The 12,193-nt window shown below is 39.9% G+C and carries 9 protein-coding genes; 6 read left to right on the forward strand and 3 right to left on the reverse strand.

Annotated features, from left to right (window positions below; translation table 11 throughout):
* Positions 1-36: 36 nt before the first annotated feature.
* The gene (gene hdcA / locus AC6UDG_RS01025; protein ID WP_500706146.1) at positions 37-972 is read left to right on the forward strand and encodes a histidine decarboxylase, pyruvoyl type; all 936 of its coding nucleotides are present in this window, start codon (positions 37-39) and stop codon (positions 970-972) included.
* An 8-nt stretch (positions 973-980) separates the two neighbouring features.
* Here hdcA and AC6UDG_RS01030 read toward each other — a convergent pair whose 3' ends face one another.
* Positions 981-1,649: an MmcQ protein gene (locus AC6UDG_RS01030; RefSeq protein WP_500706147.1), complete on the reverse strand. Its 669-nt coding sequence runs from the start codon at positions 1,647-1,649 to the stop codon at positions 981-983.
* 112 nt (positions 1,650-1,761) lie between these two features.
* Between AC6UDG_RS01030 and hdcB the strand changes: the two genes are divergently transcribed.
* The 3 genes from hdcB to AC6UDG_RS01045 all read left to right on the forward strand — a co-directional run bounded on the left by hdcB (position 1,762) and on the right by AC6UDG_RS01045 (position 4,167).
* The gene (hdcB, locus tag AC6UDG_RS01035) at positions 1,762-2,283 is read left to right on the forward strand and encodes a histidine decarboxylase maturation protein HdcB (RefSeq protein ID WP_500706148.1); all 522 of its coding nucleotides are present in this window, start codon (positions 1,762-1,764) and stop codon (positions 2,281-2,283) included.
* A gap of 12 nt (positions 2,284-2,295) precedes the next feature.
* Positions 2,296-2,841 carry a GNAT family N-acetyltransferase gene (locus AC6UDG_RS01040; RefSeq protein WP_500706149.1) on the forward strand — a complete coding sequence of 182 codons (546 nt, stop codon included), beginning with the start codon at positions 2,296-2,298 and terminating at the stop codon, positions 2,839-2,841.
* Between the two features lie 141 nt (positions 2,842-2,982).
* Complete coding sequence (locus AC6UDG_RS01045; protein ID WP_500706150.1) at positions 2,983-4,167, forward strand: aminotransferase-like domain-containing protein; 1,185 nt, start codon at positions 2,983-2,985, stop codon at positions 4,165-4,167.
* 43 nt (positions 4,168-4,210) lie between these two features.
* Here AC6UDG_RS01045 and AC6UDG_RS01050 read toward each other — a convergent pair whose 3' ends face one another.
* Positions 4,211-6,259, reverse strand: a complete 2,049-nt coding sequence (locus AC6UDG_RS01050) for an LTA synthase family protein (protein ID WP_500706151.1) — start codon at positions 6,257-6,259, stop codon at positions 4,211-4,213.
* Between the two features lie 134 nt (positions 6,260-6,393).
* A complete protein-coding gene (locus tag AC6UDG_RS01055) occupies positions 6,394-7,341 on the reverse strand; it encodes an NAD(P)H-dependent flavin oxidoreductase (RefSeq protein WP_500706152.1) in 948 nt (315 codons plus the stop codon).
* Between the two features lie 226 nt (positions 7,342-7,567).
* Between AC6UDG_RS01055 and AC6UDG_RS01060 the strand changes: the two genes are divergently transcribed.
* Positions 7,568-8,479, forward strand: coding sequence for an alpha/beta hydrolase (locus AC6UDG_RS01060; protein WP_500706153.1), 912 nt, complete (start codon positions 7,568-7,570; stop codon positions 8,477-8,479).
* Between the two features lie 434 nt (positions 8,480-8,913).
* Positions 8,914-11,904, forward strand: a complete 2,991-nt coding sequence (locus AC6UDG_RS01065) for an AAA domain-containing protein (protein WP_500706154.1) — start codon at positions 8,914-8,916, stop codon at positions 11,902-11,904.
* Positions 11,905-12,193: the final 289 nt, after the last annotated feature.

Below are 12,193 nucleotides of genomic sequence, written 5' to 3' on the forward strand. Positions count from 1 at the left end.
AAGCAAAATAAATTTTCCGCTTATAGGAGGCAAAAAATGGCTAAAATTGACAAAATTTTAAATCAAGAGGGGATTGATCGTATTGCGATTAGTCCCTATCAAAAATATTCGCGGGGTTACATGGAGCCAGGGAACCTCGGAACTGGCTATGTTACTGGCCTAAAAGTTGACGCTGGGACCCGCGAAAAGACGGACGATGGCGTCTTGGATGGAATCGTGTCTTACGACCGAGCCGAGTGCAAGAACGCCTACATTGGCCAGATTAACATGATGACGGCCTCCAGCTTCACGGGCGTTCAGGGCCACATTCTGGGATATGATCTCCTGAGAAATCCAGAAGTCGATCGGGCACAACCGTTGTTTAAGGTGACCCAGTGGGATGGTTCGAAACTACCAATTTACGATGGGAAACCACTGCAAGATTCACTGGTAGAATTCTTTGGGACGGCCGACAATCGCCGGCACTACCCGGCTCCGGGCAGTTTCATTATTTGTGCTAACAAGGGCGTCACTGCCGAACGACCAATTGAAGACCGCCCGCTAAAACCGGGTGAAAGTTACGGCGTTTGGTCCGCCATTGCCATTTCAATTGCGAAGGATCCCGTTCATAATTCCTCCATGTTCATTGAGGATGCTGGAACCTGGAACACGCCCAACGAGGACGACCTCGGCGAATTCTTGGCCAGAAGAAGAGAAGCCATCGCGCGCTCGATTGCCCAGTGTGGTCAAGATGCAGGCACTTCGTTTTCCAGTTCGTGGATTGGCTTTGCCCACGTCATGATGAAACCGGGTGAGATTGGTAACGCGATTACCGTTGGACCCTACTTTTCGATTCCAGTTGATGCGGTTCCTGGCGGTTCGATTTTGACTCCAGACGTTGACATGAACATCATGGAGAACCTGAGTTTACCAAAATGGCTTGAAAAGATGAATTACCAGTCAATTGTCGCAGACCAAAATATTCAGTATTAATGTTGCGGTTATTTGAGAATCCGACTTAAAGATTGAGGAACGTGGCGCGGACCTCTGACGGCTTTGACACCGTGCTTTTTTAGGACGGCCACGTTAAATTCATTGGGATTAAATCTGCTAAGTAAATGAAGTAACATAACGTAGTGCGTGGTGATGTTTTCATCGTGGTAGTAGTGCGGTTGATTCACCTTGATGGCCACACATTTATACGTGATGGCGGCAACTGGTGCCGTCACGTAGATGTAAACTAAATCATCAACATGAATGTGAGTGGTTTGTTTCCACATGATGGTGCCGTTTTTGGCGAAGTCTTTTTCTAAGTCAAAGTATTTCGGATTGGCGGGGATGAGCCACTTTGTTTCCGTGTTGTCTGGAACGTAGTTGAAACATTGCTGCGCAATGTTTTTTAAGATGGCAGTGTATTTCTGCTTGATGGTGCTGGCAAAGCCACCCTCTGGGTTGTCAACCCGAAAGTTAGTGTATTCGGCGTGGTAATCATCATCGATGATTTTGCCAGTTACCTTTCCGTTTTGCTTAACGGTAATGGTGACCGAAAAGTTGGTTTGTGGAATGTTAGTAGAGTATTTAAAGCGATTATTTTCATGTTGAAAACCAAAATTAATCAGTTTGGCAAAATCAGGTTTCAGGTTAGTAAAAATTTGTTCTTCGATGCTCATTACTGACTCCTTAACATTCTTTTTAATGGAACTGGTTTTATTGTACCCAAAAATATGAGTGAAGAAACGTTATAACATAATTACAACTAACTAAGAGGAAAGGTGAAGCAAAATGCATGCCAAGTTAGGTAAATTTCATGGGCTGCCAAAAGTGATTGGAACTGAGTTCGATCAATATTTAAGTAACCATTTACCCAAAGAAAAAGTAAGGGAATTGTTGGTTAACGCGATTGGCCGACAAAGAACGATTCTGATGATCACCAAAAACGAACTACTTGTTTTTCATGATGAAGGCGGTGATGATTCCGTCATCCACTATCCCCAAAATGAGATTGACTCGATGACCTTTGTACGCGGTGTTCCACACGGTGCCATCAAGTTTCAGGTTAATGGTCAGCAATTTAATTATCGAAACATTGTTTATGGTCGGGTTTATGACTTTACTCAGTCAGTGTTAAAACGCCAATTAACGGATGCTAAGTACGATAACACCGTTCGTGGTGAAAATAATTACATTACGAATGCCGATCATGGTGCAGAGGTTGATCGACTGCGATTAGCCATGCAAAAGGGAAAAATGAGTCGCTATGAATACGATGATATGAATGGTTCGGTTTCAAAAGCCGGAAAGTAGGGAAGTGATGAAATGAGGACGGAACGTGTTGACAGTGAGATTGAGTTACGCCTTCCTGACCAGCCAGAAGACGCAAAATTGGTCTATCAGTTAGTAAAAGACTCACGTACCACCCTTTCAAAGTGGTTGCCATGGGCGGATGCGATGCAATCAGTTGCACATGAGCAGCAATTTTTACACCAAACTTTAACCCATTATCGATTAGGAAAGTCAGTCAACTTATTAATTATTTATCAGGATCAAATTGCTGGGATGATCAGTTTTAATTCGTTTGATCATGACCAAAAAAGCACGGAGATTGGCTATTGGCTGGGTAACCAATTTACCGAGAAGGGAATCGTTTACCGGGCGCTTAACTTCATGATTGGCTTAGGTTTTCGTGATTATCAGTTGAATCAGATCCATGTTAAAGTGGCCGTTGATAATAAGCGGAGTAATGCTGTTACAAAACGTGCTGGATTTCGGCTGGAACGGGTCATTACCAATGGAATTGTCATTAACGGCGTAGGCCATGACGAAAATGATTGGGTGAAAAATCGCAACGAATCTAAAGTTTGAGACACCGCACACATTAGGTCATTTAGATACGTGATAGCGACGCATTCAAGCTGAATGTACTATACTAATAGTGCAATGCTTTAATTACAGTGAACTTTTAAATAATAACTACCAAATGTTTAGTACGGTGAGGCGATTAAAATGGAATTTAGATACGCAAGTGGCGTGCCAGCTCATGTTAGTACGGTAACTTCAGATCTTTTTAAAGCGGCTTCTGATCCCAAGGTGATTTCATTAGGTGGTGGAATGCCAGCTCCCGAGTTGTTTCCGGTTTCAGAGATCCAAAAGGCCGCAAACCAGGTTTTTGAACAGTATGGGCAAACGGTTCTGCAGTACTCGCAGTCGCTTGGTTACGAAAAACTAAGACAGCAGATTGTGGCCATTATGAAAGAACGCCACGTTAATACGACGGTTGCTAACGTTGGCATCGTGACGGGGTCGGAACAGGCCATTGACATTGTTTCCAGGATGTTGATTAATCCTGGTGACGTGGTTTTGACCGAGGATCCAACCTACCTCTCAGCCATCGACGTTTTTAAGTCCTATGGTGCCAGAATCGTTGGCATTCCCATGGACGAGGACGGGATGGAGACAGATGCCTTAGAACGGTTAATCAAAAAATACCCGCAGGCCAAGTTTATCTACACGATTCCCAATTTCCAGAATCCAACCGGACGGACCATGACGGAAGAGCGGCGGAAGAAGTTAGTTCAGATTGGTAAAGAGGCTGGGATTCCAATTCTGGAAGACGACCCATACGGTGCCATTCGTTACGCTGGCAAATACTTACCGCCACTCAAGCACTTTGACCATGACGGTGGGGTAATCTATCTGAGCTCTTTTTCCAAGATTTTAGCACCAGGACTCCGGTTGGGGTGGATTGATGCAGCGTTAAACTTTATGGACAAGTTTATCCTGTTTAAACAAAATGCCGATTTACATACGGATAACTTAACCCAGTACATCGTGTCCCAGTACTTAGATGACGTGGATATTAACGACCACATCAAGAAGATTACCGATACCTATGAGCATCGGGCTAATCTGATGATGGACTGCATTGATAAGTACTTCCCAAAGAACGTGCGCCACAGTCATCCTGAAGGTGGGATGTTCATCTGGGTTGAAGTTCCCGGAGTGAACACGGAGGAACTGTATCAGACTTGTTTAAAAAACAACGTGGTGTTTGTTCCTGGGTCCTCCTTTTACGCGGGTAAGGTAAAACCAGGGACCTTCCGCTTAAACTTTTCCAACATGAATGACGATGAGATCGATGAAGGAATTAAACGGATGGCAACGGCCATTTCACAGGTATTAAATAAATAAAAGACTAAAATAGCACCTAACTCATGTGAGTTAAGTGCTATTTTTATTTGTCCAGGGAAACTAGACTCGTTGACTTTTGGCCCAACTGCTTCTCAAGTTGTTTTTCCCGGTTCAATTCATGATTATAGTGGTAATCTTTTGGATTAACTGGCTTAAAGCCCTTGGGATGATAGAAACGAAGAAGATTTTCTTTATTCAACTTGTCCGACAGTTCCAGTTCGTGGTTGACCTGGTGCTGGCTCTGATTGATTTGGTTTTGCTGCTTCTGATCTGGATGAAGCTGACGTTTGGTCTGATTATCATAAACCGTGCCGTTCGTGGAGGTGTACTTGGGTGAGACCCAGTCACGGTTTCTAAACGCCACCACCTGGTCGTGTTGCTTGGAGAAGAGGTCGGTTCCAAACTGAACGTATGGTTTGGAATTAATTCCGAGAAGATGGAGAACCGTTGGTAACACGTCGATCTCACCGCCGTACGTGTGGTGGATTTTCCCACCAGTGGTTCCGGGCATGTTAATCATAAACGGAACTTTTTGGATTTGGCTGTGGTCAAAAGCGTTCCAGTCGTTTGGTTTGACGCCTAGAAGGGGTGCCAAACTCCGTTCATCCTGGTCCATTAAGCCGTAGTGGTCACCGTAGATGATGATCATTGAGTTCTTGTCGAGTCCCGTCTGATGGAGATAGTCATAAAATTCTTTGACGGACTGGTCAAGGTAGTGAGCGGTGACAAAGTAGTTATTGACCTCCGGATTGTCAGTGCTGGTGGTCTTAAAGTGCATCTGCCTCTGGTCTTTTTGGTCTAGAACGTACGGGAGATGATTGGTGACCGTTAAATACTTGACGTAAAAGGGCTGTTGAAGGTTCTCTAAGTACTTGTTGGAATCTTGAAACAGATACTTGTCCTTTAAGCCCATGCCTTCGGTCCGATCGCCCTTCATGTTGTAATCTTTGGAACTAAAGAAATATTGAAAACCAAGCCGTTTGTAGGTGTTGTTACGGTTGTAGAAATTGGCGTCGTTACCGTGGAAAACGGCGGACGTGTAATTTTGCTGCTGTTTCAAAATAGCGGGAGCCGCCTGAAAGGTATTGTCGTTTCCGTACTGAGAGAACAAGGAGCCCTCCGGCAGACCGTACGTGCTGGTTTCAAGCATGTTTTCGGCATCGGCCGTTCGTCCCTGTCCCACTTGGTGATAGAAGTTGTCAAACGAGTTGGTCGACTGACTATGGTAAATTTTATTCAGAAAAGGCGTTACCTCCTTGCCGTTAACCTTTTTGTCGATCAAGAACTGTTGAAAACTTTCTAGGTGAATGACGATCACGTTTTTACCGCGAGCTTTCCCGTACATTTCGGGATTTGGGGCAGCATAGTGTTTTTTCGTAAAGCCTAAAATGTCATTTAGATCTGATTTCTTAGCGGTCGAACGCGCGATGTTGGTCTGAATGGACTTGGTCCAGTCGTAGACGGTGTAGTTGTCGATTCCGATGTATTTCACGATGTCATTCTGCTTGCTTTGCGTACTTGACTGGGCGAACAGGTTGGGATTATCGATGTGGGTAAGAAAAAGGTTGAGAAACAAAAAGATAATTCCGACCAGGGTGGTTAGTAAGCTAAACCTAAGCTTTAAAGGCTTTTTGTCGATTTTAATAACGCGAAATGCCAGTAACAGAATAATCACGATCAGGTCTATCCAGTATAAGGCGTCCCATTTGTTGATAAGGGCGGTCGCACTGGTAATTAACCCACCGTTTAAGTTGGAATGACCGGTTGTCATCGTGTCGGCGGTCATAAAGCCCAGAAAACCCCGGAAGTAGACGATGTTTATGTACAGTAATACGGTGTTTAAGAAGTCAATGAAGATGATAAAGGGATAAAAGAGCTTCGCGGGCTTGAAATACAACGCCAGACTTAGCGTGATGATAATCGCAGCCAGCGGATTTATCAGTAAGATGATGTGCTGCATGCGGCTCGCTGGAATGAGGTAAAAGACGTGGTAGTAAGCGTATACGGTTTTGAACCAGAACAGGATCACTAACAGGAAAAAGAAGCCCATTCTGGTATTAAAAAGGTTGAGAATTTTCTTAATGGTTTTCAAATTGAACGTTCCTTTGTAAGAATTTATGTAATTTATCACATAGGAAACATCTTATCACATTAAGAATTAGCAAAGCAGAATAAAAAAGCTTCAAATGGCTGATAGACACGCCACTTGAAGCTTTTTATTAAGATTTATTTTTCAAAATCCTGCATCATTTCATCCACCACACCTTGAACACTCTTGATGTCATGAATGTTGTTGATACCAACGTCAATTGAAATGACACCGTCATCAAGTTTACCGTCAAGCATGGCGGGACGAACACCACCGGCCTTGCGGGTTTGTTCGTAGGTGTCTTTGACGCCATTTTGAAACTCCTTGGCCCACTTATCAGCTAGCGGATTCTTGATTGAACGTTGGTTAGGAGATACTAATACTACGTCATCAACCGTCGAGTCGATGATTTTTTGTTTGGCAGCGTCCGAAGTCCGGTTTTCGTCAGTCACAATGAACCGAGTTCCAACGTAGACTCCTTGTGCTCCAAGGGCAAAGGCGGCCCGCACGCCACGAACGTCCGTGATGCCACCAGCGCCAACGACGGGAATGGAGACGGCATCCACAATGCGCGGAATAGTGGTAAACGTTCCAAGGCCGGTCGTTGGAATGATCCCACCTTCATCGTAACCAGTGGCAATCAGGATGTCGACGCCTAATTCTTCAGCTCTTTGAGCGCCCTTAACGGACGGATTGAGTTCGCGAAAGATTAGGGTACTACCGGATTCCTTGATTTCTTTAAAAAGTTTTGGATTGATGACACCAGAAATGATGAAGATGTTAACCCCAGCGTCAAAAGCAGCTCTAAAGGTCTTATCTGGGTAATCAAACTCATCTTCACTTCCGACAATCATGTTGACAGCAAAGGGATTGTCGGTGAGCTGTTTGGCCTCTTTAATCTGCTTTTTTAACGTTTCCGTGGCATCTTGAGTGGGATTAGTCTTGCCAGCGTTTGGGCCAAACGTCCCGAGACCACCAGCATTTGAGACCGCGGCGACAAACTTAGCGTCAGTTAGCCAGTTGAGTGACGCCTGAATGATTGGATACTTAATTCCAAGCATTTTAGTTATTGGACTTGTTTTCAATTTAATTACTCCCTACTTATTATTAGTTAGTTATGTATTTACATTTTAGTTGAAAGTTAGCTTGAAGCAAACTAAAACGATTTGTGATTAATATAATGACATTCAAATTAATCTGTAACTCGTCTGAAGCTGGCTAGTTACCGGTACCACGCGACGCTTAAAAATTAATCATGATTTGAATCGCTCTGCCCGTATAATGGCAAGTGTTGCAAAAAGGAGCGAAATTATGAAAAAAGGAAAGCTGAAGCGCTGGCACAAAGTTACAATTGCCATCGTAATTACCGTGATTATTTTAATCTTTGTGGGAACCTACTTCCTGTTTAACTTCGCGTTTAAACGGGGTGGATACAGCACGCAGGTCGGCGAAAAGGTTAACACCACTTGGATTAAAGAACAAAAGCCCCAGATTTGGCACCAAACGAACAAGGGTGGCCTAAAACTCATGGCCTACTACTTACCAGCTAAGCAAGCGACGAATAAGACCATGATCGTAATCCACGGTTACGGAAGTACTGGGCACAAGATGAATAACTACATTAGAATGTTTCATGATGATGGTTATAACGTGCTAGCACCAGATGACGAATCATTTGGACGTAGTCAGGGTGAGTACGCTGGTTATGGGTGGAAAGATCGGTCTGACATTGTGACATGGATGAACATGATTAACCAGAAAATACCGAATGGACGACTTGGCATGTTTGGGATCAGTATGGGAGCGGCTGCCGTTCTCTTTACCTTGCCGAAGGTCCCGCACAACGTTGACTTTGCGATTACCGACTGTGGTTATAACAGTATTTATGACGAGTTGAAATATGAACTGGGAACGTTGTTTCATTTGCCGACCTTCCCAATCCTGCCCATTGCCCGCATCTACGGTGATATTTTTGCTAAGTACGACTTCTACGATGCCGACACGAAGCAGACCCTGGCACACAACCGGATTCCGCTATTTATCATTCATGGCAATGCCGACAAGTTTGTTCCCGTAAAGGACGCCTATATCAATTATAAAAACGACCACGGTCCTAAGAAATTGTGGATTGTGAACCACGCGACACACGCTGATTCTTTGAACAAAGAGGGACAGGTCTACGTTAATAAGACGAGGGCGTTCGCTGAAGAGTATTTTAAATAAACAAAAAAACTAGCAAATTATATTTATAAATAATTTGCTAGTTTTGATTCAGAAACTAAGGGCATAACACTAATGACTAATAATTTAATGTTTTTTTCCATGATTCTCTTTCGCTCTATTTAAGAACCTATTTAGTTTTATTCCTAAGTGAATACACAAGTACAGTACTAAGATAACTAATAAAATTAGAAGTACTGTTAACAACAAAATACAAATCATAAAGAATAAATCAAACCAATTTACCACCTATTTTCCTCCCTTAAATAGAATAACCTAAGTTTATCTATCAAATTATTCCAATTATAATATATTCTTCACATGAGAAAAAATAGTAAATAAAATTGTATATTTTTATTTGAGATTTTGGCATTATTGTATCTTATCGTATATACTCGTGATAACAAAAATGCTGAGTTAATAGGAGTTGAGCAAATATGACTACGGATCTGAATGAAAATAAAATAATAAGAGCTTGGAGATTAAGCCAATTGATTGAAAGTGGGGAACTTTCTAAGGAAGCTAAGAATAATTGGCTACATTTATCGTCCCAATTAGTGAAGTCCAAAGATCGAAAAGTAAAAGGCTCAGTAATATATCTAGGAATTTATAAAAGCCAGGATTTAAGAGATTTAGTACATAAGAAATTTGACTCGGAAGATAAAATTCCTAATAAAGATACTGGAGAAATGTTTTCAGTTGCTATTTATGTAGATAAAGATTTTAATTTTCAGAAGGTGTTTATTCCTCATTCAGCTTTATTGTATGCGGGATTACTAAGTCATGGAAATAAATATAAAATCAAAACAGTAGAGGAAAATTATTCTAAAATAAAAGAAGGAATTACTAAGATTATTGAAGACGATTTTAAAAATAAAGATTCTAATACCGATTTATTAGCTTTTTTTCAATATCTTGACATTGAAATGAGAAGAAAGTTTAAATTGCCATTTCATGGCAATGAGAGATTTTACGGTATCATTAATTACAAAGAAGAACCAACCGATCTCAATAGTTTTTACTTAGATGATTTAAAAATGATTTTGGATTCTCCTATTGATGATTCGATGTTTCATAAATTTATTTATGGTATTAACAATAAAAAAGAAATTAATAAGCAATGGAATTATATTCAAGAAGTTATTAGCCCAGGAAATATTCCTGATGGGCGCTGGCCTAGTGAAGTTGAGTATTGGCAATCATTGATGCAACAAGTTGGAATAAATTTGATTGAAAATGAAAAAAATGATCTTCTTACAATTAATGGACCGCCCGGTACTGGCAAAACGACATTGCTTAAAGATGTTTTTGCAGATATTGTGGTTAAACAAGCTAAGGCGATGACTTCTTTTGTACATCCATATCAGGCATTTAGCCAGGTTAATCGGGATGATTCTAACAAAAATTCCTTTACATTTGATGGTAAAGAAGTTGATGCATTCCAGTTGAATTCGAGACTAAAAGGATATGGAATTATTGTTACTAGTAATAATAATTCTGCAGTGGCTAATATTTCTAAAGACTTTCCAAATAAAAGTGAAATTAGAACTTCTACTGATAAAAACGAAAAAAATAAGTATTTAAAACAATTAGAAAATATTGATTACTTTTCAAGTATTTCAGATAGTATTTTAAATAATGACGGCAAGAGTCCAACTTGGGGTAGTTTTGCTGTTCCAATGGGTAAAAGTGAGAATTTAAATAAAGCAATTGAAACTGTTTTAGATTCTGAATTTTTTAAAAATGATGGTGATGGTTCAAATCTTGAATGGGGAAAAGCTGTTTTAGAATTTAATAAGTCTTTGTTAGAAGTTAAAAAAGAAAAAGATCGAATTAGAAAAATTGTTGATGCGGCTCAAAGTTATTCAACCAAGGCAATTTCAAAGAAAAAAGAACAAGTTAGTGAATTAGATACGGAGTTAAATAATAATATAAAAAAAGAGAAGCAATTAAAGAGCAAACTTGATGATCAAAAATCATTAGCTGATACTTATCCGTTAAAATCTTTTTGGGGGATATTTAAATGGGAAAGTGAAGAAGGTAAGGCCGCTAGAGAAAAACAGCGTATTATACAGAAAAAGTACAACCACATTAAACATTTAGTCGATGACCAAAAGGAACAGTTATCTGAGCTAAAAGAAGCATCACAAAATGAAGACCAATACAATAATAAGATCATTGAAAATAATAAAAAAGAACAAAAAAACTTCAATGATAATGACTTTTATATTCCTAATGATGATTATTGGAAATTACTAGATAATAAAATTTTACAGAAACAATTGCCTAATGTTACTAACACACTGCAAGATAAAAGATCAGAATGCTTTATTGCTGCGATGAGAGTTCGTAAAGCGTTTATATTAGGAGCTAAAAGACAAATTCGCAATTCATGGCTTATTTTTAAAAATAGAAATAAAGTTACTTACTCAGATAAAGCTAATGGTAAAGAAATTTTATGTAATGCTTTTTATATTTGCCAATTAGTTTTTCCCGTGATGAGTACTACTCTTGCAAGTTTTAAAAGTATGTTTAAATATTTTCCAGAAAATTCTTTGGACCATGTTTTTATGGATGAATCTGGGCAAGCCACTCCATTATCTGCTGCAGGGGCAATTTGGAGAGCTAAAAAGTTTGTTGCGATTGGAGATCCAGCTCAAATTGAGCCAGTAGTAACAACTGATGACATCTTTTTGGATATGATTAGTGATTTATATAAAATTGATAGAAAGTATCTAAATAGTACAATGTCAGTCCAAGTCTTGGCTGATAATGCTAATCCTTATGGTCACACAAAGGAGGATAAAAGTTGGATTGGTATTCCCCTCTGGGTCCATCGAAGATGTCTTTCGCCAATGTTTAATATTTCCAATCAGATTTCTTATGAATGTGGAATGATTCAAGCAACTCCGTGTCCTAAAAATACACCTGAAATTAGTAAATGGATAGATGTTAAAGGGACAACCTCTCATGATCAGTATGTTCCACATCAAGGGGAGGTCTTGGCAGATAAGATAATTAATAGAATATCAGATGGAGCAAGTTTAAGTGATATTTATGTAATTACGCCGTTTTTAGCGGTAAAAAATGGATTAAAACATGATTTACGTAAATTACTTAAGGACAAATTATCTTCTGACCAATCAAAAGGCTTAGGTAAATGGATAAATAGTTCGATTGGTACTGTTCATACATTTCAAGGAAAAGAGGCACCAATTGTATACTTTGTAGTTGGTACTGATGAAAATTCTAAGGGAGCTGCACATTGGTCAGTGTCAAAACCTAATATATTGAATGTTGCAGTTACAAGGGCTAAAAAAGAGTTTTATATCGTTGGCGATCGACAATTATTAACTACTCATAAATTATATGAAATTGCTGCAGATAATTTAGATAACTTCCAAAATAAGAAGTGTAAAGATAATTAATATTGATTGCCAAAAGAAAAACCCTGGCTTCGCTGAAGAAGTCAGAGCAATTAGGAAGATTCGGCTAGTTAAGTTGACAGTATATTAGTTTTTGGATGCCTGACGCTTGTGAGTTATCGAGGTTTAAAAAGTATCTATATTAGTTAGGGAGTCCGATAAAAATGTTTCTCAACTAGTCGATGAGAGGAGTATATCACCAAAATAATAAAAAGAGACTAATTATGATTTTGAAATAATCATTAAACAAGAGTTAGGACAGCTGAAGTGATTGGCGCGGATGAGCTTGACG

The organism is Fructilactobacillus sp. X2R1C1, assembly GCF_059901435.1.